This is a genomic window from Consotaella aegiceratis, from assembly GCF_036541425.1.
In the GTDB taxonomy this organism is placed as follows: Bacteria; Pseudomonadota; Alphaproteobacteria; order Rhizobiales; family Rhizobiaceae; genus Consotaella; species Consotaella aegiceratis.
The window spans coordinates 35,859-60,964 of record NZ_JAZHFT010000030.1; the positions used below are offsets into that span (position 1 = coordinate 35,859).

Genomic DNA, 25,106 nt, shown 5'->3' on the forward strand with positions numbered 1-25,106 from the left:
ACAGCCCCGCGGAGTGCGGATCTCCCGCGATGCTCCTTGCGGCTCAGCTTGCCGAACGTGCGGCGTTCGTTCCGTGCGCGATCTCCGCAGTATCCTTGGCGATCAGCCATTCCTCGTTGGTGCCGATGACCGCCGCGATCGGGCTCTGGCTGCTGCTGATGACGCCGCACTCGCCGCGCACCATCTTTTCGTTGAGAGCCGCGTCGAGCTTCAGGCCGAGCGGCGCCAGGCGGTCCATCGTCATCTTGCGGATCAGGCTCGAATTCTCGCCGATGCCGCCGGTGAACACCAGCGCGTCGAGACGCGGCAACGCCATTGCCAGCGCGCCGACATAACGCGCCAGACGATGGACGAAGACGTCGAGCGCAAGCTTGGCGCGCTCGTTTCCTTCGGCCGCGGCGGATTCCAGCGTCCGGCAGTCGTTGGAAATGCCGGACAGGCCGAGCAGGCCGCTCTTGCGGTTGAGAAGATTGTCGAGCTGGTCGACGTCGAGGCCGTCCTCGCGACCGATATAAAGGACGGCGGCCGGATCGATGTCGCCGGAACGCGTGCCCATGACGAGGCCTTCCAGCGGCGACATGCCCATCGAGGTGTCGACGCTCTTGCCGTTGTGGACGGCGGTCGCCGAGCAGCCGTTGCCCAGATGGGCGACGACGATGCCATGGTCGTCCGGGTTCAGGTTCAGCACGTCGACGGCTTCCATCGCGATGAAGCGGTGGCTGGTGCCGTGATAGCCGTAGCGCCGGATGCCGTGCTTTTCGTAGATCTCCATCGGGATGGCGTAGAAATAGGCTTCCGGCGGCATCGTCTTGACGTGGAACGAGGTGTCGAATGCCGCGATGTGCGGAACGTTCGGCAGCGCCTCGCGGCCGATCTTGATGCCGAGCACGTTCGGCGGGTTGTGCAGCGGAGCGCGATGCGTGCACTTCTCGATCTCGGCGAGCACCTCGTCCGTGATGAGCTCGGAGCTGGTGAACTTCTCGCCGCCGTGGATGACGCGGTGTCCCACGGCTTCGATCGAGCTCAGCAGGTCCTGCTCCTTCAAAATTTCGATGAGCTTGGTCAGCGCCACGTGATGGTCGCCGCCGCCCAGCGAGATCGTGGTCTTCTCGCCGTTCTGCTTCACCGTCAGGCGGCTTTCGCTCTGGCCGATATTCTCGGCAAGCCCTGACATGAGCGGGTCTCGTTCGCCTTCCGGCAGGAGCGCGAATTTGAGCGACGAGGAGCCGCAATTGATGACGAGGATGAGAGGTTTATCGGTCATTTCGCTGTCTTTGGCTGGCGGCAGACGCAGGGCTGCTCGCATCGGTCAATCATGAGACGTTGAATGCGAACCCGCAAAACGCATCGTTCGCCGAACGCAACGATCACCCGCACTGCCGTCGGAAGGAGCCTTCGGCGCTCGTTCGATCTCGCAAAGCGGTCGAAGACGCCTTCCGGCGGCAAACGGGCCTGTGAGGCAAAAGGCCATGCGGCGACCAAGCCGGTCCAAGCGGTGACCGATCGTCATCAACGCCATCTTGCCGTTTCCTGCGTCGTACATGCACAGGGGCGAAGATTTCAATGCCGGCTATCCGTCGCACATTGCCGGAGGCACGGTGAGACCAAAAGCCGCAATATCAATTCAATCGGTTTATTTGCCCCTGCGTAATTGATGAAACGCAAAACTCCTCAGTCTCGGATAGATTTTTGAGACGAGATGACGCAGGCAATGCGCTTTTCTGCGAAGAAGCGGGCAGCCAATCAAAAAACGCAAGGCAGGCTTGCGTTGGGCCTATTGCTTCGGCGCGACCGGCGAATTGAGAATCGACGGGGTGTCCGGGGCATCGCTGTCGCTCAGCCAAAAGGCCAACCCGCCGACTGCCAAAATCAGGATGAGAATGAAGACGAGACAACCCGACAGGGCGTCCCGTTGTCCGGGCGGTGTCGTACTCATTGGCTCGTTCCCCGTTACGCTTCCCCGAAGCCGTTATCGGGCGCAAAACGGGCAAAGATGCGACTCGCAGCTCGATTGGGGGGCGGGTGAGGCCTATCAGGCCACGCCGAAGACCCGGGCGAAGATCGTGTCGACCTGCTTGGTGTGATAGCCCAGATCGAACTTTTCGCGGATCTCGGTCTCGCCAAGCGCGGCCGTGACTTCTGGGTCGGCGAGCAGCTCTTCCAGGAAGTCCTTGCCCTGTTCCCAGACCTTCATGGCGTTGCGTTGCACCAGCCGGTAGGCATCCTCGCGGCTGACGCCGGCCTGGGTGAGGGCCAGAAGCACCCGCTGGGAATGGACCAGGCCCTTGAACTTGTTGAGATTGGCGTCCATCCGCTCCGGATAGACGAGGAGCTTGTCGACGACGCCGGTGAGGCGGGCCAGGGCAAAATCCAGCGTGATGGTGGCGTCCGGCCCGATATAGCGCTCGACGGACGAGTGCGAGATGTCGCGCTCGTGCCAGAGCGCCACATTCTCCATGGCCGGCAGGGCGTAGGAGCGCACCATGCGTGCCAGACCCGTCAGGTTTTCCGTCAGCACCGGATTGCGCTTGTGCGGCATTGCCGAGGAGCCCTTCTGACCCGGCGAGAAATACTCTTCGGCCTCCAGGACCTCGGTGCGCTGGAGATGGCGGATCTCGATCGCCAGCCGCTCGAGCGAGGAGGCGACGACGCCCAGCGTGGCGAAGAACATGGCGTGGCGGTCGCGCGGAATGACCTGGGTCGAGACCGGCTCGGGGGCGAGGCCCATGGCCTTCGCGACATGCTCCTCGACGCGGGGATCGATGTTGGCGAAGGTGCCGACGGCGCCGGAGATGGCGCAGGTGGCGATTTCGGCGCGCGCCGCCTCCAGCCGCGCCCGGCAGCGGCTGAACTCGGCATGGTAGCCGGCGAGCTTGACGCCGAAGGTGGTCGGCTCGGCATGGATGCCGTGCGAGCGGCCGATGGTGACGGTGTCCTTGTGCTCGTAGGCCCGACGCTTCAGTGCGGCGAGCAGCGCGTCGAGATCGGCGAGCAGAATGTCGGCGGCCTTGGTGAGCTGCACGTTGAAGCAGGTGTCGAGCACGTCCGACGAGGTCATGCCCTGGTGCACGAAGCGCGCATCGGGCCCGACGATCTCCGAAAGGTGCGTCAGGAACGCGATGACGTCGTGCTTGGTCTCGCGCTCGATCTCATCGATGCGGGCGATGTCGAAGGTGGCTGCCCCGCCCTTGTCCCAGATCGTCTTCGCGGCCTCCTTGGGGATGACGCCGAGCTCGGCCAGCGCGTCGCAGGCATGCGCCTCGATCTCGAACCAGATGCGGAACTTGGTCTCCGGCGACCAGACGGCGGTCATGTCGGGGCGGGCATAGCGGGGGATCATCGTTCGTCCTCAGTTCGGGCGGCCAGCGCGACGCCCATATCAGTGCGCCTTAGCAAAGGCGGCGGTCGGTCACAACGAAGCCGTGGCCGGACTGCCGATCAAAATGCGTCGCGCCACGCCGGCAGCGTGTCGCCCGGCGCGGCACTCGCCTCGTGGACGCCGCGGGCGATCGCCCGCGCCATGACCGAGGCGGCTGCGGCGGCGATCTCCAGTCCCTGGCGCGGATCGGGGCGGATGCCAGTGGCGCCGGTGGCGAGCGCAAAGACGAGATCGCCGTCATAGTCGGTGTGTACCGGCCACAGCGCGCGGGCAAAGCCGTCATGGGCGGCCACGGCCAGCCGTTTGGCCTGGGCCTTGTCGATCTCGGCGTCGGTGGCCACGACCGCGATCGTGGTATTGGCCCCCTCGCGCAGGTCCAGCTTGGTGCGCGGGCGCGTCGCGTCCGACGGCCAGGGATGCGGCAGGCCGAGGCCGCCGAACTCCCGGCCGATCTCGAACGGGGCAGCCCAGAAGTGGCGCGTCTTGCCGACGAGCGGCGAGCCGACCGCATTGACGGCCACCAGCGCGGCGACGGTGATGCCGCTCTCCAGCCGGACGGAGGCCGAGCCCAACCCGCCTTTCACGGTCGCCGTCGACGCGCCGGCGCCGGCGCCCACGCTGCCGAGCGCGAAACTCTGGGCGGCGTGGCTGGCCGCCAGCAGGCCGAGCTCGCGGTAGGGCGGATAGCGCTCCCAGGTTTTGTCGCCGCCATTGGCGAGGTCGAAGAGGATGGCCGCCGGCACGATGGGCACATGCGCGTCGCCGACCCGGAAACCGCGACCGGCTTCGCGCAGAAAGGCCTGGACACCGGACGCGGCGTCGAGCCCGAATGCCGAGCCGCCGGCCAGAACCAGCGCATCGACCGCGCCCACGGTCTTGTCCGGCGCCAGCAGCGCCGTCTCGCGCGTTCCCGGCGCGCCACCCATGATCTCGACTGCGGCCACCGCGGGATCCTCGCAGAGGACGGCGGTGACACCGCTCTTCAGCCGCGCGTCGTCGGCATGGCCGACGAGAAGGCCGTGAACGTCGGTCAGGAGATTGCGCGGGCCGCTCTGCCAAGGATGCACGGCTCAGCCTCCTTCTTCGAGAACGAAGCGCTCTCCGTCCCAGCGATAGGTTCGATAGAGTTCGAGGTTCGAATCGCCGTTCTCATCGAAGCGCACGGCACCGAGAGGCGTGTCGAAACTCGTCGTGTTTAGGACCTCATTCAGCGGCGTGCCGTCGATCCGAGCCGCCTTGGCAGCTTGAACCGCGATGTCCGCCGCGGCCGCCGCCACGCCGAAATGGCCCTCCGGCGCGGCATCGTCTCTCGCCGGGAAGGCGGGGAAGTCGACCTGCGGGCCGACGGCCGTCACGCCGGTGGGAAGCGGCGCATCGGGGCTGGTCTCGTCGAACAGCGACTCACCGCCGACCACCTCCAGGCTCAAGCCGAGATCGGCCGCATCGCGCGCGATGATGGCAACGTCCGGCCGGTCGCCGGCGATGAAGAAACGGGTCACGCCGGTGCGCTGCAATCGGCGCGCCAAGCCGAACTGCTTTTCCTCGGCCGGGCGATAGGTGTCGATGGTCGACGGCTGCATGCCTTCGCCTTCGAGGCGAAGGCGAACGGCGTCGGACAGGCTGCGATTGTAGATCGTGCCGTCGTCGATTAGCCCGAACGGCCTGTCGCGCCATCTCTTGGCGAGCAAGGCGGCGATGGCATCGGCTTCGGCGGTCGCTCGCGGCGCGAGCCGCCAGACGAGAAAGCCGGTGCGCGCCCGCTTGTCGGTGAGGCGACTGGCGCGCACGCCGACATCGAGCGTGGGAATGCCGGCGCGCGTGAGAAGCGGCAGCGCCGCTTCGATCGCCTCGGTGCACAGAAAGCCGACGGCGACCGTGGCCTTGGCCTCGATCAGTTGCCGTGCGGCATTTTGCCCCCCGTCCTGCGAGCAGGCGGTATCGGCCGTCACGATTTCGGTCGCGGTGTCGTCGCTTCGCAGGCGCACCATGGCCGCGCCGACGCCGTCGACGACCTGTTTTCCCAGAATGGCGGGCGAATCCGACAGCGGCGCGGCGACGCCGATGATCACGGGGGCGCCGGTTTGCGCGAAGGCCGCCGGCGTTCCGGCAAAGGTCGCCAGGATGGCGGCGGCTGTGGCGAGAGCGTGTCGCATGATGGCGTTCTAGCCCGCCCGCCGGACAAATTCGAGATGCTGCATGCCGGGACGTCCTAAACGGGCGCTCGCATGCTTGACCGGCTGGCGGCGCCCCGCCAAACTCGCGCCATTTCCAACAACAATCCGGCCTGGAAGCCGTGGGGAGATGTGATGCGTTCAGGATTGAAGTTTGCTTGCCTTGCCGCCGTGGCGGCGGGCGCCTTGACGGCAGGACGCGCTGGTGCGCAGGAGGCCGACATCAAGGTCGGCTTCATCGGTGGTATCACGGGTCCGATCGAGAGCATGGCGCCGGCCATCCAGGCGGGCGCGAAACTCGCGGTCGATCAGGCCAATCAGGGCGGCGGCCTGAGCAGCGGTGGCACGTTTTCGCTCGACGTCGGCGATACGGGCTGCATCGACGCCGCCAAGGCCTCCGATGTCGCCGACCGTGTGATCAATTCCGACGGAGTCGTGGCCATCGTCGGCGCGCTGTGCTCCGGCGCCACCATCGCGGCGGCCAACAGCGCGGCGATCCCGGCCGGGGTGGTCATGGTCTCGCCGGCGTCGACCTCTCCGGCGGTCACGGCGCTCGACGACAACGACCTGGTTTTCCGCACCGCGGCCTCCGACGCCTACCAGGGCGAGGTGCTGGCCCGCGTGGTGCAGAAGAACGGCATCGACAACGTCGCGGTGACCTACGTCAACAACGATTACGGCAAGGGTTTTGCCGAAGCTTTCCAGGCCGCGTTCGAGGCCGAAGGCGGCACCATCCTGGCTTCTGAGGCGCATGAGGACGGCAAGGCCGACTACCGGGCGGAGATCGGCTCCCTGGCGTCGACCGGGGCGGAGGCGCTGATCGTTCTCGCCTATGTCGACGGCTCGGGCGGCCGGATTGCCCAGCAGGCGATGGAAGCCGGCGACTTCGACGTCTTCGTCGGTGGCGACGGCATGGTCGGGCCGGCGATCGCCAGCGTTCCGGAGGGCGGCTCGAAGCTCATCCTGACGCACCCGGGCAGCAGCGAGACGCCCGGGACGGCGCTTTTTTCCGATGCCGCCAAGGCCGCGGGCTTCGACCCCGGCGCCGTCTACGCCGCGACCAGCTACGACGCGACCTTCGCCTTGCTTCTGGCGCTGGAAAAGACCGGCGGCAAGAAGGAAGGGCTGTCGGACGCGCTGCGCGAGGTCTCGACCGAGCCCGGCGAAACGATCCTGCCTGGCGAGTGGGAGAAGGCCGTCAAGCTTATCTCCGAGGGCACCGACATCAACTACGAGGGCGCGTCCGGTTCTCTGGAATTCGACGACAATGGCGATGTGCCGGGCGTCTACAACGAAGTGACGTATGAGAACGGGGAGATGAAGGTGATCGGCCCGGCGAACTGATCGCCGCCTACATCTCGACCTCATTGCACAAGGCCCGGGCGGCGGCGGTCGGGCCTTTTTTACGGCCGCCTCCGCACGACCGTCGAACGAGCCTCCGATGCGACATATAATTGACTTTAGCAATTAGTTATTTGATAATAGCAATATGAACGACGATCGGCCCACTGAGCCAACGATCCAAGTAAGCCGAGTCGCGACGGTGCGGCGGTTCAATCGTGCCCACACCAAACTGGTGGGCGCCCTGAACGAACATTTGCTGAAGTCGCCATTGCCGTTGCCGCAGGCCCGTCTGGTCTGGGAATTGGCGCAGCTCGGCTGGCAGCCGCCGAGCCGGCTGGCCGCAGATCTCGCCCTCGATCCCGGCTATCTCAGCCGGCTGCTCAAGGATCTCGAAGCAAAGGGCCTGGTCGCGCGCGCGCCGTCGCCGGACGACGGACGCCAGCTTCTGGTGGCGCTGACGGATGCCGGACGGTCCTTGGTCGAGGACCTCGATCGCCGGTCCGTGGCCGAAGTCGAAGAGTTGCTCGGCCGGCTCGGTGATGGCCAACAGAGCGAACTCGTCGGCGCGATGGAGCGCATCCTTCAGCTGCTCGGGCCACCTTCGACGCCGTCCGCTTATGTCCTGCGTGATCCCTATCCGGGCGATCTGAGTCTGGTGGCCAGTCGCCAGATGCACCTCTATGCCCGCGAATACGGGTGGGACTGGACGTTCGAGGCGCTGCTTTGCGACATTCTCGCCCAGTTCGTCCGCGACTTCGATCCGAAGAAGGAGCGGTGCTGGATCGCCGAACAGGAGGGGCGGGTGGCCGGCTCCGTCTTCGTGGTTCGGCAGGACGAGAGCGCCGCCAAGCTGCGTATGCTCTATGTCGAACCGGAGGCGCGCGGACAGGGGATCGGTCGCCGACTCGTCGACGAGGCGATCCGCTTCGCGCGCCAATGCGGCTATCGGCGGATGACGCTGTGGACGAACGACATCCTCCACGCGGCCCGCCGCATCTACGAGGCGGCGGGATTCTGCCTGGTCGAAGAGGAGCCGCATCACAGCTTTGGCCGGGATCTCGTCGGCCAATACTGGACCAGGGATCTCTAATGGGCTCGGCCGTTCCGGTCCCGATGAGGCCGACCGGCGAACTTTACGACGCGCTTGTCGTTGCCTCTCGAAGACCTGTAACCGGATTCGAGAGGTGGATCATGACCGTCGCGAACGAGGCGATCGAAAGGAAAACTATCAGCGAGGCCCGGGCGACGCGTGCCGCCGTCTACAGGATGGTCATGCCCGAGCACGTCTGCCCCTATGGCCTCAAGGCCAAGGCCTTGCTCGAACGCAAGGGGTTCGATGTCGAGGACCATTGGCTGACGACCCGCGAGGAGACCGACGCCTTTCAGCATGAGCACGACGTCGACACGACGCCCCAGATCTTTATCGAAGGGCAGCGCATCGGCGGTTACGACGAGCTGCGCGAACACCTCGGTCAGCACGTGCGCAAGGACGGCGAGACGACCTATCAGCCGGTGATCGCGATCTTTTCCGTGGCGTTTCTGATGGCGCTTGCGGTGAGTTGGGCGGCCTTCGGCACCATCTTCACGGTTCGCGCCCTGGAGTGGTTCGTGGCGATCTCCATGTGTCTGCTCGGCGTTCAGAAGCTGCAGGACGTTGAGAGCTTTTCCACGATGTTCTTGAACTATGACCTGCTGGCGCGTCGCGAGGTCCGCTACGCCTATCTCTATCCTTTCGGGGAGACGCTCGCCGGCATTCTGATGATCGCGGGCGCGCTGATCTGGGTCGCGGCCCCGGTGGCGCTGTTTATCGGCACGGTCGGGGCGGTCTCGGTGTTCAAGGCCGTCTATGTCGACAAGCGCGAGCTGAAATGCGCCTGCGTCGGCGGAAGCAGCGCCGTGCCGCTCGGCTTCATCTCGCTCACCGAGAATCTGATGATGATCCTGATGGCGGTCTGGATGCCTCTCAGGGCGACAATCATCGGCTAAGTGGGCACCGGGCGGACCGTCGACACAGTGGCGGCCTTGTAATTTCAGCCTTGGAGCGGCATATAGGCTTATCGATGGACGCCCGAATATTGGGCTTTGCGCCGATGAATCGGTGTCTTGTTCAAATTTCCTGTCGACAGATCGACCCGGCGGCTTGGCATTCGGCAGGCCGCATTGTCTGTCAACCTGTCCATCGTTTCTTGGGTTTTGGACGCACGGTCGGGAGTTGCTGTCTGCACTCCGGTCCTTGAGCGTCCATCGAGCCGCCGCTTCCTCTCATGGCCGCGAGCCGTGGCCGAGGGGGCAGCCACCGGCCGATCGCTCGGCCAGACAATCGTGACGGTTCGCGCTGTTGGGACGCGGCCAGTAAGGAGGCATTTTGCAGGTTCTCGTTCGAGACAACAATGTTGATCAGGCTCTTCGCGTTCTGAAGAAGAAGCTGCAGCGCGAAGGCGTATTCCGCGAGATGAAGGCGCGCCGCGCCTATGAAAAGCCGTCGGAGCGGCGGGCACGCGAGAAGCAGGAAGCGGTTCGGCGGGCCAGGAAGCTCGCTCGCAAGCAGGCCCAGCGCGAAGGTCTCATCCCGCGCGCCAAGCGCAAGTAGCCGTCGGCGCAGCGATGCCGGAACGTCTGAGACGTTTCGGGTCGGCACCATGATGCGGTGATGCGGGAATTGACGTGACCGTGCTTTATGCCGATCGCATGTCGCGCCAAAACTCCCGAGAAAGGTTGTCTGGCCGAGTTTACGGCCAGATCCATCTGACAATTTCGAAGAGCACCGGCTGAGAGGCAAGGCGAAGCTTTCGGGCTTCGCAAAACCCGTTGATGCTCTCGTCTTCTCCTGATTTTCTCAGTCGTCGTGGCGGATGCGCTCGGGCAGAACGCCTTGCGGCGCATAGCGCAGCACGAGCGTGATCGTCAGGCCGATCACGAACACGCGCATCTGCAGAGCGCGGCCATCGAGGTCTGCAGGCGCAGTCCAGCCGAACAGATCCTGGCCCCAGTCGCGGGCCAGATGGAACAAGGCGAGTGCCGCCGGTTCCGACATCGTCCAGACGATATAGACGAAGATCGCGCCGAACACGGCGCCCCGGTTGTTGCCGGCTCCCCCCAGAATGACCATCACCCAGATCAGGAACGAATGGTTGAGGTCGATGAAGCCGGATGGGTCGAAGATCGACGTGAAGTGCACCAGGATGGCACCGCCGATGCCGATCAGGACGCAGCCGACGATGAAAATCTCCAGGCGCCGCCGGTTGACGTCCTTTCCCATGGAGGCGGCGGCCTGTTCGTTGTCGCGGATGGCCCGCATCATCCGGCCCCATGGCGCGCGATAGGCGCGTTCCATCGCCAGATAGACCAGCAGCAGAACCAGCGCCGTCACCGACAGGTAGAGGCCGCGCGCCCATAGGAAGCCAAGCTCGTTGGCCGTCGGCACCGGCCAGGGCAGGGGCGACACGGTGAGCGTGCCGCGCGTCAGCCAGTCGGCATTCTTCAGGAACGTCTTGATGATCTGCGCGATGCCGATGGTGGCGATCGCCAGATAATCGCTCCTCAGGCCCAGGCAGATGCGGCCAACGAACCACGCGATCAGACCGGCCAGAAGGCCGGCGGCGGCCCATCCGAGCACCACCGGCAGCCCGAGACCGCCGATGAACCCGGCTTCCTTTTCGATCTGGGTGGTGGCGGGATCGAACGCCGCGACGATGACCATGTAGGCGATGGCCGCCGCGATGATGGTGAGCGTCCTGGCGAGGCCCTTCGGCACTCCGAACCGATGGCTCCTGGCGATCAGCGCGACGACGGCGATGGAGCCCAGCAGCCAGAGCAGCGCCTGGCCGAGGAGAGCAGGGCCGTCGGAGTTCCAGAAGGCGTCGTTGACCGGGAAGGACACGAACATCGAGGCGAAGGCGCCGGCGGCGATGAAACCCATGATGCCGACGTTGAAGAGGCCGGCGTAGCCCCATTGGACGTTGAGCCCGATCGCGATGATCGCATAGGCCGCGGCTTCGACCAGCATGCGGGTGCCGTAAGCCGCGCCCTGCAGCAGGTAGACGGCGAGGACCAGCAGCGCGAGACCGCCGAAGACCAGGAGATCGCGACGCCGCGCGGCAGCGGACGAGGTAAGGGCGAGATCGCTGCGAGGCATCTAGAAAACCCTTCCCTTGAAGATGCCGGTCGGTCGGTAGATCAGCACCACGACCAGGATGAAGAAGGGAACCGCGAGGCGATATTCGGTCGGGACCACGGCGAGGCTGGCCGGGATTTCGACCCAGGACGGCAGAAGCGGCTTCAAGGGGCGCAGCAGCACGGAAAAATTGAAGACCGCGAGCGTTTCGGAAAAGCCGACGATGTAGCCCCCGGCCACCGCGCCATAGGGCTGGCCGATGCCGCCGAGGATCACCGCGGCGAAGATCGGCAGCAGGATGTTGTAGGCGAGATCGGGCTTCAGCGTGACGTCCATGGCGAGCATCGTTCCGGCCAGCGCCGCGAGCGCGCCGCCGATCACCCAGGTCACCTTCGTCACCGTCTGAAGCGAAATGCCTGTGACGCGCGCGAGGTCCGGGTTGTCGGAGACGGCGCGCATGGCCTTGCCCAGGCGCGAACGGGTGAGGAAAAGATGCAGCGCGACGACGCTCACCGCCGTCAGCACGATGAGGATCATCTGGGGCTGGCTGACGACGATGTCGCGAAAGCCGGTCGGGATCCGGTAGATCGTCTTCGGTGCGTTCAGATACATGTCGTGCGAGCCGGTGCCGCCGAACAGGCGGATCAGGCCCTGCAGCATCAGCGTGACGCCGATCGAGGCCATCACCAGCACCACCGGCCGCGCGCCGCGAGCGCGCAACGGCTCGTAGAACAGCTTGTCGATGCCGATGGTGAAGCCGGCCGTCGCGATCATCACCACCGGCAGCAGCAGGATCGCCAGCGGCAGCGGCGTCACGATGCCGAAGGAGGCCAGGATGGCGGCCAGGGTGAAGGCGAAGAACGCGCCAGCGGTCATCACGTCGCCATGGGCGAAATGGGCGAAGCGCAGGATGCCGAAGATCAGGGTGACGCCGATCGCGCCGAGCGCGTAGATCGAGCCGATGACAAGTCCGCCGACAAGACCCTTGTTGATGAAGAAGATGATCTCGTTCAACGGGTTGGCCTTGGTTGTCTCAGGTTTTGATTCATCTGCTTCATGTCCTGATTCAACCGCCCAGAAAGCTGCGGGCGACCTGCGGGTCGGCGAGCAGTTCCGCGCCGGTGCCGGTGAAGCGATTGCATCCGCCGGCGAGCACGAAGCCCTTGTGGGCGATAGCGAGCGCCTGGCGGGCGTTCTGTTCGACCATGGCGACGGTGACGCCCGTCGCATTGATCGCCAGGATGCGGTCGAAGATCTCGCTCATGAAGAGCGGCGAAAGGCCGGCCGTCGGTTCGTCCAGCAGGATCAGCTTCGGCTCGATCATCATGGCGCGGCCGACCGCCACCATTTGCCGCTGGCCGCCGGACAGCTCGCCGGCCGGCTGGTGGCGCTTCTCCTTCAGCGGCGGAAAGATCTCGTAGACGTGGTCGAGAAGGGCGGAGAAATCGTCGCGCCGGATATAGGCGCCCATCTCCAGGTTCTCGTGCACCGACAGGGTGCGGAAGACGTTGTTTTCCTGCGGCACGAAGGCGATGCCGAGGCGGCTCAGGCTTTCGGGCGGCCGGTTGGTGATGTCCTGGCCGTCGAAGACGACCGCGCCCCGCTGGATGCCGACCAGGCCAAACATGGCCTTCAGCATGGTCGACTTGCCGGCGCCGTTGGGGCCGACAATGACGCCGATCTCGCCGGGATTCAGCGAAAGCTCGACGCCCTTGAGAATGCTCGCGCCGCCATAGCCGGCCTCCACGTCGGTCAGGCTGACGAGGCTCATGCCGAAGCTCCCGGGCGGGTGGTCGCGTTGCCGGTGGGAGAGCCGCCAAAATAGGCCTCGATCACCGCCTCGTTCGCCTTGATCTCGTCCAGCGTGCCGGTGGTCATCACCTGGCCCGCCGCCATGACGATCACCGGGTCGCAGAGCCGCCCGATCAGGTCCATGTCGTGTTCGATGACGAAAAAGGTATAGCCGCGCTCGCGGTTGAGCCGCTCAATGTCACCGGCCAGATCCTTCAGCAGCGTGCGGTTGACGCCCGCTGCGATCTCATCGAGCAGCACAACCGAGGGGTCGGCCATCATGGTGCGGCCCAGTTCGAGCAGCTTCTTCTGGCCGCCCGACAGATTGCCGGCCAGCTCGCCCTTCAAATGGCTGATCTTCAGGAAGGCGGCGACGTCCTCTGCCTTTTCGCGGACCGCGCGTTCCTCCTCGCGGATGCGGGCGGGGCGCACCCAGGTCGAGAGCAGGGTTTCGCCGGTCTGGCCGGCCGGCACCATCATCAGGTTCTCGAGCACAGTGAGGTGCGAGAACTCGTGGGCGAGCTGGAAGGTGCGCGCCAGCCCGCGGCCGAAAAGCTTGTGCGGCGGCAGGCCGGTGACGTCCCGCCCATCCAGCTCGATCCGCCCCGACGTGGGTCGGAGGTTGCCGGCGATCATGTTGAAGAGGGTCGACTTGCCGGCGCCGTTCGGGCCGATGAGGCCGGTGATCGTGCCTTTCTCGACGGCGAGCGAACAATTGTCGACGGCAACGAAGCCGCCGAACCGGCAGGTGACGTTGCTGACTTGGATCACGGGTGCCATCGCGGCCTAGACGACATCGATCATGGGGAAAACCGGCCCGACGAACCCGAAACCGGCATTTGAACCGGTTCATTAGCAACAGGACGACTGAGAGGCAATGCAAAGGCCGTGATGGAGAAGGCGCCGATCCGTTTACCGATTGCACCGTGTGAAGCGTGGCGCGATACCCTATGTGTCACTGGCGCTGGTTCAGCAGCAGAAACAGGATGGTCAATGCCAACGGAATGGGTTCAGGACCGGCGATCGGTATCGACCGGTGTCGACGGTGCGGCTTTTCGGGGCGCGATGACGCGATTTGCCGCAGCGGTGAGTGTGGTGACGACCGACGGCACGGCCGGACGACGCGGCGTCACTGTGAGTTCGGCGTGTTCGGTCTCGGACGACCCGGCCATCCTGCTCGTCTGCATCAACAGCCAGAGCATCATGAACCAGCGGTTCCTGCAGAACGGCGTGTTCGCGGTGAACGTGCTGGCGGCCGACCAGGAAGCCGTTGCCCGCGCCTTTGCCGGCGAGGGCAATCTCGGTCTCGACGAGCGCTTTGCACAAGCCGCCTGGTCGACGCTCGAAACCGGTTCGCCGATCCTGGAAGGGGCGCTGGCGAGCTTCGACTGCCGCTTGCGCGAGCATCACACCGTGGCGACCCATCACGTGCTCTATGGCGAGGTCGTCGGACTGCAGGCCGAGCGGCCGGGCCATTCGCTGCTCTATCTCGACCGAAGCTACCGGACGCTATGATGGCTTCCTTGATCGTCCAACCCCTCGGTTCACTGCCGGCCCTCGATCCTGTCGGCCTTGCCCTACGATGGATGAAGGACGGACGCAGGTCGGCGCTGGCGACGGTGATCGAGACCTGGGGCTCGGCGCCGCGACCGGCCGGCAGCCATCTCGTGATCGATGCAGACGGCAATTTCGAGGGCTCGGTGTCCGGCGGCTGCGTCGAAGGGGCCGTGGTGGCGGAGGCGCTCGACGTGATCGAAACGCATGAACCGCGGATGCTGGAGTTCGGCGTCGCCGACGAGACGGCCTGGCAGGTCGGCCTATCCTGCGGCGGTCGGATCAAGGTCTATGTCGAACCGCTGGCTGCTGGAGACGAGGCCGCGTTCCGCGATCTCGATCGGGAACGATCGGCCCGCCGCGCGGCGGTGCTGGTGACGGCGCTGGATGGCCGCGGGCGCCGATTGGTGGGCGAGGCGGATGCAGCCGGCGATCCGTTGTCCGATGCCGTCGGCCAGGCTCTCCGCCTCGGCAAGCCCGGGTTGGTCGAGGTGCAAGAGGGCGCGGTCTTCATCAACCCCTATCTGCCGCCACCCCGTCTTGTGGCGATCGGCGCCGTTCATATCAGTCAGGCTTTGGCGCCGATGGCGGCCCTGGCCGGCTTCGATCTCGACATCATCGACCCACGCGCGGCCTTTGCCAGCGAGGAGCGGTTTCCGGGTGCCGTCGTCCATTCCGAGTGGCCGGACGAGGTGCTGAAGCGCCGTCCGCTCGATGCCTATACGGCGGTGGCAGCCCTGACGCATGATCCGAAGATCGACGACCAGCCGCTGATCGCGGCGCTTCAGGCCGGATGCTTCTATGTGGGCGCGCTTGGCAGCCGAAAGACCCATGCGCGTCGGGTCGAGCGGCTGCTCGCGGCGGGCGTGCCCGAACACAGGCTCGCGTGCATCGACGCGCCGATCGGCGCCGATATCGGAGCGGCGAACCCGGCCGAGATCGCGGTGGCGATTCTGGCGTCGGTGATAGAGGCCTTTCGTCGCCGCAAGATGCTGGCCGAGCGCCGCGGCGAGATGGCACCGGCGTGACGTCGCGCAGGCCCCGCCGCGTTGCGGCCGTCATTCTGGCCGCAGGCCGATCGACCCGCATGGGGGACACCAACAAGCTACTGGCGCCGTTGGCGGGCAGGGCGCTGGTGCGGCATGTCGCCGAAGCGGCCCTGGCGAGCCGGGCGCAGGGCGTCTTCGCGGTGGTCGGCCATCGACGCGACGATGTGGCGGCGGCCTTGAGCGACCTTGACCTGACCTTGGTCGACAATCCGGCCTATGCCGAGGGCTTGGCGACCTCGCTGATCGCCGGGTACCGGGCGGCAGCCGGAGATGCGGACGGGGTCCTCGTTCTCCTCGGCGACCAGCCGCTGGTCGGCTCGGGTGATCTCGACGCAATGATCGACGCCTTCACCAATGCCGAGGCCGACGCCATCGTGGCGGCCAGCCACGGCGGCCGGCGCGGCAATCCGGTGCTGCTGCCGACGGTCTATGCGGCCGAGGTCCTGTCGCTGACGGGCGATGTCGGCGCGCGCGACATCCTCGCCGCCCACCGCGACAGGATCCGCCTAGTCAAGATCGGGCCGGCCGCCGTGATCGACGTCGATACGCCGGAGGCGCTCGACGAAGTACGCCGCACCGTGGATCGCACCTGAGTCGACACGGTCCGCGCCGCCCGGGGCGGTGGACCAATGGTGCGCATTTCGTTGACGCTGAGTTTCAAGGATGCAGGTCGTTCGACCAATGGCTGAGTGCTAGATGGAAGGGAGGGCATGCTTGGCATGCCCGTTCCAACCGTCCTCCCAACGTTCTCCCAAAACGAGTGTATTCATGAGCCATAATCGCTTTGTCGAGGTCCTGCGGACCCGGCGCAGCCAATATCATTTGGGAAAATCGCTGCCTCTTCCCTCCGAGGAGGTCGCAGACCTGATCAAGGAAGCCATCCGCCAGGCACCTTCGTCGTTCAACTCGCAGAGTTCCCGCGCGATCATCCTGTTTGGCGATGAAAGTGCGAAGCTCTGGCAGATCACCAAGGAAACGCTGCGCCGCATCGCGCCGGAAGAGGGCTTCGCCGCCACCGAAGCGAAGATCGACAGCTTCGCGGCCGGCGCCGGAACGATCCTCTTCTACGAGGACCAGAGCGTCGTGCAGGGACTTCAGGAAAGCTTCTCGCTCTATGCCGACAATTTCCCGGTCTGGTCCGAGCAGGCCAGTGGCATGGCGCAGCTTGCCGTCTGGGCCGCGCTTGCCGAAGCCGGCATCGGCGCCAGCCTGCAGCACTACAATCCACTGATCGACGAGGACGTCGCCGCTACCTGGGACGTGCCGTCCAACTGGAAGCTGCGCGCCCAGATGCCGTTCGGCTCGCACGAGAAGTCGTTCGGCGACAAGACGTTCATGGATGACGAAGCCCGCTTCAAGGTCTTCGCCTAAGTTCAATACGAGCGGGTGGCGGATAAGCCCGCTCCCCGCTTGCGGCGGCGCGGGCGTGTCACGTCCGCGCCGCCGCACAAAGCTTCTCGATCGTGTTCCAGTTCCGTGCGGTACCCGGCTGTCCCAGCCGCTGTTCGAGCACCGCGGTGGTCAGCTTCGACCGTCCGACACCATCGACATAGTCGATATAGACGTCTCGGCCGATGGCCTTGATCCGCTCGGGTCGCCAACCGGCTTCGAGTTCGGTTGCTCGATCCGTATCCGCTTCCTGCTCCAAGAACAGCACGAGCGTGTGGTTGGGTCGTGCGGCGATCGCGTCCGGAAAAGGGGCCTGAGCCAGCACGGCTTCCAACTCACCCGGCCGTCGCAGAAAGACCGCGTTGTCCAGGCCATGCGACCGGACGATGGCGTCGAGCTTGTGCTTCACCACCGTCTGCGTTTGCGACGCCGAAAAGACCAGGTTGCCGGTGGCCAGGATCGTGCGGACGTGGGCGAAGCCGGCGTTGGCGCAGGCTTCGCGCAGTTGCCCCATGGACATCAGCCTATGGGTCGCCGGTCCGATGGCCCTCAACAATGCGATCCAGGTGGCGATGGCGCTCTCCTTCCGTGCCGATGTCATCGCAGTCGTCGAGAAACATAAGAGGGCGCGCGCCGGCACCCTGCAAGCTTGCCTCAAGCATCGAACCGCACTCTGTTTCTTCTGGGAGGCCTGATCTCGATCCAGAAGGAGCATCCCGATGCCGCATGTTCCCGATATTCAATTCGAGCGGATGCTCTCGGGCTTCGGCCTGACGACTGCAGAGGTGCTCTACCGCATGCCTGACCATCCCGGGTTGCTGCAGAGCTTTTCCTGGCAGTTCGAGGATCTGGCGCCCGACTATCCCCGGCTCAAGCGCTTTCTCGACCACTGGGAGCGCGAGATCGAGGCGGCCATCCACTCGGTGCGCGTGATGCACCATCGGCTGATCACGCCACGCGAGGTGCGGATGGTTCGCGACGGCGGTCTCATGCAATAGCGCGAGGCCGGACAACGCCGGCCGCCGCTCAGTGCGCGGGGTCGTGCTCGAAGGTCACGCGGACCACGCCGTGGTCGTTCGAGCCGTCCGAGTGATCCGGATCGAAATGCAGGTGGTCGTTGGCGATCGACAGGTCGACGAACTTCCAGATGCGGCGGCGGCTGTTGTCGTAGAGTTCCTGGCTCACCAGGATCTGATCGAGCGACTCGAAATTGTTCTGGAAGATGTGGGTGTAATACACGTCGCGCGTGCTGCGATATTCCTGCAGGGTCTGGGCCGTGTAGAGATCGGTATCGCCGCCGCCGAGCGAGAACCCGACAAGGAAGTTCGGTTGACCGGTCAGGACGTTCATCGTGTTGCTTAGGACACCGTCGTTGACGTCGCCGAGGACGATCACCGGCTCGTCGGTGTTCTTCATGCGCTCCGTCAGGATATAGCGCAAAGCTGCGGCCTCGGCCGTGCGCCGGATCGTGGAAACGGCGCTGCCGATCGCTTCGCTATGCTTAGAATGGGTGTCGGGGTCGTACCACGGCTCGCGCCACACCTTGGTCGGGCTTTTGGACTTGAGGTGACAGACATAGACGTGAAGGGCCGGGGCCCCGGCGACGGGCTTGATCTGAAAGTGCAGCACGGGCCGCGAGAAGCTCTTCAGACTGACTGAGATGCCTTCGGTCTGGGCGTCGTCGCCGCCGCTGGACAGATGCAGGTCCTCTGGAAACGTCTCGATCCATTCCGGGTCGCCGGCGAGGATCTCCTGGTGGACCGCCGCCGCGCAAACGATGCCTTGCCCCGCATGGCCAGGCGGCACGAGCGGGACGTGCGTCGCCAGCCCGGCCGCTGCCAGTGCGTCGTTGAGGGCGCCCGCATGCCAAAGCTCCTGAAAACCCCAAACGTCGGAATGCAGCCCCTGCAACATACGCGCCGTGAACGCGATCTTCCTGTCGTAGGCAGCCTGGGTGAGGCCGGCGGCATCGCCATAGATCGGAAGGCCGGGCCGGTTGAGGTTGAGCAGATTGAAGGTTGCGATCCTGAACTGCGGCTTGGCCATGGCACATCATCCCGTCTGCCAGGTGTCCAGTTGCAGTGATTATAGTGCAGTTCTATGTCTGGTTGAAGATGGTTGCGCATTGGGCGGGCGCGGGGGTCAGATCAATTTGAGGCCCTTGAAGCTCACCTGGCCGTTGCGCCCGACGATCACGTGATCGTGCACTGCGATGCCGAGCGGCTTGGCCGTCTCGATGATGGTCTTCGTCATGTCGATATCGGCGCGCGACGGCGTGGGATCGCCCGACGGATGGTTGTGGATCAAAACAGCCAAAGAAATAATTCTTTATTTATCAGTATGTTACGCGCTCACGCGGATAAACTGGGGTATGGGTTTGGTGTCTGGAACAAATGACGTTCTGTGACCATCCCGCCATATTCCGCCTGATCCTTCCCGCTTCCGGAAACGCATGCGGGATCACGAGTTTCTTTGGCAACCACAGCTACGGGAGAACACAGGTTGCGACAAGTGCCGCACTGGAAGCAGTGTTCGGGCTCGTTCGCTGCAGAGGCTCCGCCCCCGCCAACGGGACGCGGGCTCATCCCGACGAGCACATCCCGCCGGCCTCGGTCCCAACGGTATCAAAAAGGAGATGCCGCGTGCGTTGGCATAGGACGAGCGACGTGGCCCCCAGGTTTTATCCAGCGAGAGTTCGTTTCCGGCGGTTGGGTTGCTTAGTTAGATGGGCGGGGTGAGCGACGGGCGTCAGCGCGGAGCCTATCCTCGGGCGGAGCGCCGGTGCCCGTCGGGTTGGAAAGTTGCCGCAAACTCGGCTGGCATGCGCCCGCCGATCTGGGAACTCGGTCGCGAGATGTTGTGATCATCACGCTTGTTCGTCGCCTGTGACGCTCAAGTTTCGAGAGGCACGGCAGATCACGAGATTCCTTTTGTCCCACTCGTCGAGCTCTTTAATAGGATAAAGAACGGCCTTGCCAATTTTGATGAATGGCGGGCCAATGCGCATTGCGCGCCAGTTGCGAAGGGTACCTACACTGATCTCTTCTCGATAGCGTTCCGTGACTTCCTCGGCCGTTAGATATTTCCGATCGTCCATCATTTGAATTCCCCGGAACAGTGGATCAGGAAAGCATTGTGGCGATCATCGAAGATCATGGAAGTGCCCGAAAAGTGCGGTAGGGCAAAGACAGGGAAACGGCGGTAATCAGCGGCCAGAGCCGCATTGCCCGCTGGAAGCCGGTGCCACTCCATTGAGTATCTGGAGGTTCGCATAGCCACGTCGATGTCCGCTAGATGCTGAGTTCGATGAGTCGGATGGATGGAATGTTAAAAACCAGAGCTTTGCCAAGGTTGGGGTCGTGGGTTCGAATCCCATCGCCCGCTCCAAAAATTCTCCTTAAAAATCAGCGATTTGAACTATTCGCGGCCGCATACTTACTGCTTTGAATCGATGCCGGACACGGCATTCAATGCAGATTCGAAGCAGTTGGGAGAAAGTCGCCGGATAGCGAAGCGTGTGCCCGGCGCTTTGATACAAAGCCAAGGCAGTCCGCCAAACCTCCGACCTACTCCCTAGGAGGGTGATCGCCCGGATCCCGGCGATGCGTTCGAGAGCGCTTCATCGACTGATCGTTGCTGACAAACCCACAGTCGCCGCCCGGATCGAAATCCGCCAGTCGCTGGCGACGCATGCCAGCAAGTGCTGGATGAAATCAAACTTGGTCTGTTTCGCTTGGCCGAAGGCCCTCGACACCCGCCCCGGTCGACTGCGGCGTCAAGTCCAACCCATTATTCCTGAAATGCACTTTGTCAGTCGAAGCGCGACATGGACGCAATTTGCCATCGAGCGTATCGATAGTGGCGGTGTGGTGTCGATGAAGTTGCGCAGCTGCTATGAATCTGGACCTTCTTAGCGACTTTATATGTCTAGCTGAGACGATGAACCTGACGCTCGCAGCCGAGGTTCGGAATACGACGCAATCGAACTTGAGCAAGCGACTCCGCAAACTCGAAGAGTACCTCGGAAAGGAACTTGTCGATCGCAGCGTCCGCCCGCTGCAGCTAACCCCGGCGGGACACGGCTTTTTGCCATCGGCACGGCTGATCATCGAAGAACTGAATGGATTTCGCGAGAAACGCGCACCATGGCATCCCGCTGAGGGCGGGGTCACGATTGCTATGCCGCACAGCGCCACCGTCTCCATTTTTCCCGACTTTAAGGAGAGGCTTTCACAAACGTTGCCAGGGATCTTCTTCGCGCCGACAATAGCCAACCAGGATACCGTCGCTAGGATACTGTCTCGATCCGAAATCGACCTCGCTCTTGTCACCAGGCATCCTGCTGTCGCGCCGGCTGACGAGTTTAGCGTGTTCCGTCCGGTCGACATCGCGCGGGATCGACTGGTCATCGTTGCCGCGCCCGGAACGCGGGAGAATGAGAGGCGGCCGCTTCATATTTCGCATCCGCTGACCTACCTCGGCAAAGTCTGGGAGGCCTGCCGCTGCAGGGTTCCAATCTGCGAAGAGATCGCGCACGGCATGGCATCCGACATCCGTGCACAATGTTTGGCCGGGCGCGGCCGAGGTGTGCTACCTGAAACGCTGGTTGAGGCCGATATCGCGGCCGGTCGGTTGGTCACCCATCCCTGCCAAACCGATCTACATTATACGATTTCGCTTTACTCCGCGCCGCGTGCATCCCGAAAGGCGAAGCAGATATGGAAGGCTGCCGCACAGTTTTGTACTTTATATTAGCATATAAATATTAAATACAATTCGATTGGTGGGCTTATCTAGGCGGGCTTTCCTTGGAAAAGTCTCAAAATTCCTACCAGGACTATATTCAGTCGCAACATGAATTGGACGATTCCTTGATTCGAGGATAGTGAATTGGGTCATATGCGGACGGGTTCCACGAAATTCCGTCTACTCAACGATCAAGAATGATGGGTGCTAGGGGCAGCGCCAATCCGGGTGCAGCTCAAAGTCAGCGCGTCTGCGACTGAGATCCCGATAGGCTATTCGTGCGAGGTACTACAGTGGGATTCCGCCTGATAGCCGCCGTCCAGGCTTGTGCAGCCTTGATCGTTCTGATGAGCGCCTTTGAGCCTAGTTCTGCCAAAGCGGGCTACGCGCATCTCGTTTGGGACGTCACGACAGGGAAAGTCCTGGCCGAAGAACATCCCGACGACAAGAATTACCCCGCTTCACTTACCAAGATGATGACGCTCTACCTGACCTTTGAAGCGTTAAACGAAGGGCATCTACGCTGGGACCAAAGAATCGTCATGGCGGCCGACGCGACGCGCGTCCCGCCGTTCAAACTCGGCATTCCCGCAGGCCAAACATTTACTGTGCGCGAGGCTGTTCTGGGGATGATCGTCATCTCGGCCAATGATGCGGCGCAGGCCATTTGCGACCATCTGGCTGGATCGCCAGACAAATGCGCAGCGATGCTGACGAACAAAGCCCGTAAACTCGGCATGGACAGCACGACCTTTCGAAACGCCAACGGTCTGCCCGATCCCACGCAAGTGACCACCGCTCGCGACATGGCGAAACTCGGCTTTGCACTGATACGGGATTTTCCCGATGAATACGGTCTATTCTCGGAAAAGTACTTTGAATTTCGCGGAAAAAAGCTGCGTGGCCACAACAATCTCATGTATCGATACAAGGGAATGGACGGCATCAAGACCGGCTATATCCGAGCCTCTGGGTTCAATATCGTCACCAGCGTCAAGCGCGATGGGCATCGGTTGGTTGGTGTCGTCATGGGCGGAAAAACCGCTAAACGCCGAGATGCCCGGATGGCAGAACTATTCGACGCGGTCTTGTCTCAACATCCGTCGAAATTGGCCGCTACCGTCAGAGTACCTATCCCGCGGCCAAGGCCCAGCCGTCTCCAGCCGACTATGTCGATGCAGGCGTCAGGACCTAATAGCGACCTCATCGCGACACTTATCCGCAGTTTCGATAAGGAACACCTGAATTCGGATGCAAGATGGACCGTCCAAATAGCCGCTGTACCTCAAGAATCTACAGCTCGGTCAATGCTGTCCAAAGCGCAATCTGGTGCCTTGCAGAGCTTTGATAGCATTCGGGCTTACGTTATGCCGATTTCTTGGCGAGATGATCGGTTATTCCGCGCGCGTTTCAGTGGATTTAAAAGTCAGTATGAGGCTTTAGCAGCTTGCAATCGTCTTATAAATCGGGGATTCGATTGCATCGTCGTAGGGAAGACATAGAATTAAATATTAAAAACTATATATAAGATAATAATAAGTGATAAATTCGCGTGAGTCAAAAAGAGAAATATCAATCCGTTGATTTTATCCATTTGCGTTACTTTTCTGCGGCTGCCGAACGCGGTAGCTTCCGGCAGGCCGCAGCAGCGCTCGGCGTTCAACAGTCGAGCATCAGTCGCGCCATTCAACGTCTTGAAGGCGATCTCGGCGTTTCATTGTTTGAGCGCGGAAAATTGGGTATCCGCCTGACGAATGCGGGCCGGCGTTTGCTGGACGATGCACGTGTCGCCGTGGATCAGCTCGAACGAGCGAAGAGAGAAGCAGCCGCAGCGGGGCGCGGGGATCTCGGCAATCTCAAGATAGGTGTTATTACCTCGCTTGCGAGCGGCTTCCTGCGCGATCTCCTGGAGACATATGCTCGACAGCAGCCGCAGATTTCGATTGAGATCTGGGACGGTAGCCGAAAGGACCATATTTCGGCCGTGCGTTCGCGCGGACTGGATGTCGCATTTCTGACCGGCGTAAGCGTTGTGCAAGGCTGCGACACCGCGGAATTGTGGCGGGAGAGAATTCATCTCGCGGTGCCTCGGAACCATCGGCTGGCAAGCCGCAGAAGGCTCGATTGGTCCGATCTCCGCGGCGAGCGCTTTATCGTCAGCCGATTCCCGCCTGGCCCGGAGGTCCTCGATTACATTGTCCGACGGACCGGCAACTACGGCACATGTCCGGACATCGAATTTCAAGCCGTGCAACTCGGGACGCTTCTGAACCTCGTCGGCATGGAGCGAGGCATCACGGTGGTTTCGGAGTCTTTGGCCGCGGTGAGACTTCCAAACGTAGTGCTTCGTCCGCTGATGGATCCGGAAGACGAGATGCCGATCAGCGCGGTATGGTCGCCGGATAATGACAATCCGGCGTTGCGACGTTTCAACAGCGTTGCGCATGTCCTCGCTGGCCGCGTCCGGCCTGGCAGCTCTGACTGGACGCATCGCGTCGCCTAACGGTCAACCTTCCGTGCCTTTGCAAACCCGCGATCGGTCGCGATGAAGCGCTGGAGCATGGGGACGATGAGGCGGACGGGATCAGCGGCAGGCTGCCCGGTCTCGCGAGCGAGGATCTCGGCATAGGCGGCCAGGTCGCGGTGCAGGCTGGCGGGAAGCTCCAGCGTGACCTTGACGGGCTTCTCGTCGGCCAGGGGACCGAGCTTCAGCTTGACCATGGGTATGCCTTTTTTGATTGCACGAACGATGCCCAATACTGTGCGGCTTCGGGATCAACGGGGTCGTTTGCGGGAGGGGGCGAAATCCTACCCTAAGCGGTCCAGCGATATTCGCCGGTGAGGAGGATGTGTTCCCAGCCGAGGGGCGAGACGTGGGCGAGGAGCGCTGGATCGGGCGGCTTTCCTGAAGCGGCAAGCTTGGCAACGATCTCGCCGAGGCGCGCGGTGTTCCAATGGATGATACAATGCGCATCGGATAGCCGAGCATTCGCCAAAACCGAGCAGCGGGGCGCGCGCTAAAACAGGGGCGCCACCAGCGGCCATGGTGGCTTCAATAAGGCTTGCGAACCATCCTTCTTGCCGCCACGATCCGTGGACACACTTACCAATTGTGTTCCACATGCCAGGATTGCCGTGAGAGCCGGCATGTCGACCACGAGGAGGCGGGCATGGCAATGGACGATCTGACGGACGAGTTGGACATCGGCTCGGCTTCGGACTTCATCCAGGCGGGGCGTGTTCTGAAGGTGATCTCGCCGCTTGGCGAGGACGTGCTTCTGCCCGAGCGCGCGACGATCGTGGAAGGGGTGAACGAGCTCTTCTCCATCGAGCTGGTGGTTCGGGCCAAGCGCGAGGCGGTGGAGCCCGCCGAGCTGATCGGGCGGCGGATCGACGTGCTGATGGAGGTGCGGCAGGGCGCCGGGGAGGAAGGCGGCGGCTACGGCGGCGGGGGCGGCGAGGATTCGAAACTCCGCCGGCCCTTCAACGCGCTGGTCACCGACCTCGACGAGGGGCCGATGGTGACCCGCGGCGTGCGCTCCTACACCCTGACCCTGCGCCCCGAGATG

28 protein-coding genes and 1 pseudogene are annotated in these 25,106 nt (G+C 63.4%); 15 read left to right on the forward strand and 14 right to left on the reverse strand.

The annotated features are described in order from the left end of the window. Positions 1 to 43: 43 nt before the first annotated feature. The 4 genes from SMD10_RS18155 to SMD10_RS18170 all read right to left on the reverse strand — a co-directional run bounded on the left by SMD10_RS18155 (position 44) and on the right by SMD10_RS18170 (position 5,532). Positions 44 to 1,264 (reverse strand): acetate/propionate family kinase, encoded by a 1,221-nt coding sequence (locus SMD10_RS18155; protein WP_331687150.1) that lies wholly within the window; start codon positions 1,262 to 1,264, stop codon positions 44 to 46. 768 nt (positions 1,265 to 2,032) lie between these two features. Next, positions 2,033 to 3,340, reverse strand: coding sequence for an adenylosuccinate lyase (purB, locus tag SMD10_RS18160; RefSeq protein WP_331687151.1), 1,308 nt, complete (start codon positions 3,338 to 3,340; stop codon positions 2,033 to 2,035). A 98-nt stretch (positions 3,341 to 3,438) separates the two neighbouring features. Further along, positions 3,439 to 4,446 carry a P1 family peptidase gene (locus tag SMD10_RS18165; RefSeq protein ID WP_331687152.1) on the reverse strand — a complete coding sequence of 336 codons (1,008 nt, stop codon included), beginning with the start codon at positions 4,444 to 4,446 and terminating at the stop codon, positions 3,439 to 3,441. A 3-nt stretch (positions 4,447 to 4,449) separates the two neighbouring features. Further along, positions 4,450 to 5,532 (reverse strand): ABC transporter substrate-binding protein, encoded by a 1,083-nt coding sequence (locus SMD10_RS18170; RefSeq protein WP_331687153.1) that lies wholly within the window; start codon positions 5,530 to 5,532, stop codon positions 4,450 to 4,452. A 153-nt stretch (positions 5,533 to 5,685) separates the two neighbouring features. Here SMD10_RS18170 and SMD10_RS18175 point away from each other — a divergent pair, with 153 nt between their 5' ends. From SMD10_RS18175 to rpsU, 4 genes are all read left to right on the forward strand, one after another. Then, positions 5,686 to 6,894 carry an ABC transporter substrate-binding protein gene (locus SMD10_RS18175; protein ID WP_331687154.1) on the forward strand — a complete coding sequence of 403 codons (1,209 nt, stop codon included), beginning with the start codon at positions 5,686 to 5,688 and terminating at the stop codon, positions 6,892 to 6,894. Positions 6,895 to 7,093: 199 nt separating this feature from the next. Continuing rightward, a complete protein-coding gene (locus SMD10_RS18180; RefSeq protein ID WP_331687155.1) occupies positions 7,094 to 7,984 on the forward strand; it encodes a bifunctional helix-turn-helix transcriptional regulator/GNAT family N-acetyltransferase in 891 nt (296 codons plus the stop codon). Positions 7,985 to 8,085: 101 nt separating this feature from the next. Next, the gene (locus SMD10_RS18185) at positions 8,086 to 8,880 is read left to right on the forward strand and encodes a glutaredoxin (protein WP_331687156.1); all 795 of its coding nucleotides are present in this window, start codon (positions 8,086 to 8,088) and stop codon (positions 8,878 to 8,880) included. Positions 8,881 to 9,259: 379 nt separating this feature from the next. Next, on the forward strand, positions 9,260 to 9,484 hold the full coding sequence (gene rpsU / locus SMD10_RS18190; protein WP_331687157.1) for a 30S ribosomal protein S21: 225 nt from the start codon (positions 9,260 to 9,262) through the stop codon (positions 9,482 to 9,484). A gap of 246 nt (positions 9,485 to 9,730) precedes the next feature. Here the strand turns inward: rpsU and SMD10_RS18195 are convergent, their stop codons facing one another. The 4 genes from SMD10_RS18195 to SMD10_RS18210 are packed head-to-tail and all read right to left on the reverse strand — an operon-like array spanning position 9,731 to position 13,579. Then, positions 9,731 to 11,029, reverse strand: coding sequence for a branched-chain amino acid ABC transporter permease (locus tag SMD10_RS18195; protein ID WP_331687158.1), 1,299 nt, complete (start codon positions 11,027 to 11,029; stop codon positions 9,731 to 9,733). After that, the gene (locus tag SMD10_RS18200; RefSeq protein ID WP_331687159.1) at positions 11,030 to 12,022 is read right to left on the reverse strand and encodes a branched-chain amino acid ABC transporter permease; all 993 of its coding nucleotides are present in this window, start codon (positions 12,020 to 12,022) and stop codon (positions 11,030 to 11,032) included. A 52-nt stretch (positions 12,023 to 12,074) separates the two neighbouring features. Further along, positions 12,075 to 12,779 carry an ABC transporter ATP-binding protein gene (locus SMD10_RS18205; protein WP_331687160.1) on the reverse strand — a complete coding sequence of 235 codons (705 nt, stop codon included), beginning with the start codon at positions 12,777 to 12,779 and terminating at the stop codon, positions 12,075 to 12,077. Next, on the reverse strand, positions 12,776 to 13,579 hold the full coding sequence (locus SMD10_RS18210; RefSeq protein WP_331687161.1) for an ABC transporter ATP-binding protein: 804 nt from the start codon (positions 13,577 to 13,579) through the stop codon (positions 12,776 to 12,778). Before SMD10_RS18210 ends, SMD10_RS18205 begins: the two co-directional genes overlap by 4 nt. 213 nt (positions 13,580 to 13,792) lie before the next feature. On the opposite strand from SMD10_RS18210, the gene SMD10_RS18215 reads away from it, so the two are divergent. The 4 genes from SMD10_RS18215 (at position 13,793) to SMD10_RS18230 (ending at position 16,773) form a co-directional block, all read left to right on the forward strand. Beyond that, positions 13,793 to 14,314 carry a flavin reductase family protein gene (locus tag SMD10_RS18215; protein ID WP_331687162.1) on the forward strand — a complete coding sequence of 174 codons (522 nt, stop codon included), beginning with the start codon at positions 13,793 to 13,795 and terminating at the stop codon, positions 14,312 to 14,314. Beyond that, positions 14,314 to 15,381, forward strand: a complete 1,068-nt coding sequence (locus tag SMD10_RS18220) for an XdhC family protein (RefSeq protein ID WP_331687163.1) — start codon at positions 14,314 to 14,316, stop codon at positions 15,379 to 15,381. The genes SMD10_RS18215 and SMD10_RS18220 overlap by 1 nt, the downstream gene beginning before the upstream one ends. After that, positions 15,378 to 15,995 (forward strand): nucleotidyltransferase family protein, encoded by a 618-nt coding sequence (locus SMD10_RS18225; RefSeq protein ID WP_331687164.1) that lies wholly within the window; start codon positions 15,378 to 15,380, stop codon positions 15,993 to 15,995. Before SMD10_RS18220 ends, SMD10_RS18225 begins: the two co-directional genes overlap by 4 nt. A 175-nt stretch (positions 15,996 to 16,170) precedes the next feature. After that, entirely contained in the window at positions 16,171 to 16,773 is a 603-nt protein-coding gene (locus SMD10_RS18230; protein WP_331687165.1) for a nitroreductase family protein, read from the forward strand. Between the two features lie 58 nt (positions 16,774 to 16,831). Here the strand turns inward: SMD10_RS18230 and SMD10_RS18235 are convergent, their stop codons facing one another. Beyond that, a complete protein-coding gene (locus tag SMD10_RS18235; protein WP_331687166.1) occupies positions 16,832 to 17,305 on the reverse strand; it encodes a DUF1697 domain-containing protein in 474 nt (157 codons plus the stop codon). Between SMD10_RS18235 and SMD10_RS18240 the strand changes: the two genes are divergently transcribed. Then, on the forward strand, positions 17,304 to 17,486 hold the full coding sequence (locus SMD10_RS18240; RefSeq protein WP_331687167.1) for a hypothetical protein: 183 nt from the start codon (positions 17,304 to 17,306) through the stop codon (positions 17,484 to 17,486). The genes SMD10_RS18235 and SMD10_RS18240 overlap by 2 nt on opposite strands. 24 nt (positions 17,487 to 17,510) lie before the next feature. Continuing rightward, positions 17,511 to 17,789 carry an usg protein gene (locus tag SMD10_RS18245; protein ID WP_331687168.1) on the forward strand — a complete coding sequence of 93 codons (279 nt, stop codon included), beginning with the start codon at positions 17,511 to 17,513 and terminating at the stop codon, positions 17,787 to 17,789. Between the two features lie 28 nt (positions 17,790 to 17,817). On the opposite strand, the gene SMD10_RS18250 is transcribed toward SMD10_RS18245, so the two are convergent. From SMD10_RS18250 to SMD10_RS18260, 3 genes and pseudogenes are all read right to left on the reverse strand, one after another. Beyond that, entirely contained in the window at positions 17,818 to 18,837 is a 1,020-nt protein-coding gene (locus SMD10_RS18250) for an endonuclease/exonuclease/phosphatase family protein (RefSeq protein WP_331687169.1), read from the reverse strand. A 96-nt stretch (positions 18,838 to 18,933) separates the two neighbouring features. Beyond that, positions 18,934 to 19,101: pseudogene (locus SMD10_RS18255) on the reverse strand (JAB domain-containing protein); the annotation flags it as partial. A gap of 556 nt (positions 19,102 to 19,657) precedes the next feature. Next, on the reverse strand, positions 19,658 to 19,888 hold the full coding sequence (locus SMD10_RS18260) for a helix-turn-helix domain-containing protein (RefSeq protein WP_331687179.1): 231 nt from the start codon (positions 19,886 to 19,888) through the stop codon (positions 19,658 to 19,660). Between the two features lie 505 nt (positions 19,889 to 20,393). Between SMD10_RS18260 and SMD10_RS18265 the strand changes: the two genes are divergently transcribed. The 4 genes from SMD10_RS18265 to SMD10_RS18280 all read left to right on the forward strand — a co-directional run bounded on the left by SMD10_RS18265 (position 20,394) and on the right by SMD10_RS18280 (position 24,040). Then, complete coding sequence (locus SMD10_RS18265; protein ID WP_331687170.1) at positions 20,394 to 20,705, forward strand: hypothetical protein; 312 nt, start codon at positions 20,394 to 20,396, stop codon at positions 20,703 to 20,705. Positions 20,706 to 20,730: 25 nt separating this feature from the next. Then, positions 20,731 to 21,546 carry a LysR family transcriptional regulator gene (locus SMD10_RS18270; protein WP_331687171.1) on the forward strand — a complete coding sequence of 272 codons (816 nt, stop codon included), beginning with the start codon at positions 20,731 to 20,733 and terminating at the stop codon, positions 21,544 to 21,546. A 338-nt stretch (positions 21,547 to 21,884) separates the two neighbouring features. Continuing rightward, complete coding sequence (locus tag SMD10_RS18275; RefSeq protein WP_331687172.1) at positions 21,885 to 23,039, forward strand: D-alanyl-D-alanine carboxypeptidase; 1,155 nt, start codon at positions 21,885 to 21,887, stop codon at positions 23,037 to 23,039. A gap of 50 nt (positions 23,040 to 23,089) precedes the next feature. Beyond that, entirely contained in the window at positions 23,090 to 24,040 is a 951-nt protein-coding gene (locus SMD10_RS18280) for a LysR family transcriptional regulator (RefSeq protein ID WP_331687173.1), read from the forward strand. Here SMD10_RS18280 and SMD10_RS18285 read toward each other — a convergent pair. Continuing rightward, the gene (locus SMD10_RS18285) at positions 24,037 to 24,258 is read right to left on the reverse strand and encodes a DUF2274 domain-containing protein (RefSeq protein ID WP_331687174.1); all 222 of its coding nucleotides are present in this window, start codon (positions 24,256 to 24,258) and stop codon (positions 24,037 to 24,039) included. The two genes, SMD10_RS18280 and SMD10_RS18285, sit on opposite strands and share 4 nt — an antisense overlap. A 92-nt stretch (positions 24,259 to 24,350) precedes the next feature. Continuing rightward, a complete protein-coding gene (locus tag SMD10_RS18290) occupies positions 24,351 to 24,533 on the reverse strand; it encodes a Tn3 family transposase (protein WP_432757269.1) in 183 nt (60 codons plus the stop codon). A 174-nt stretch (positions 24,534 to 24,707) separates the two neighbouring features. Between SMD10_RS18290 and SMD10_RS18295 the strand changes: the two genes are divergently transcribed. Beyond that, positions 24,708 to 25,106 (forward strand): contractile injection system protein, VgrG/Pvc8 family (locus tag SMD10_RS18295; protein ID WP_331687175.1); only part of this gene is annotated, 399 nt, incomplete at its 3' end.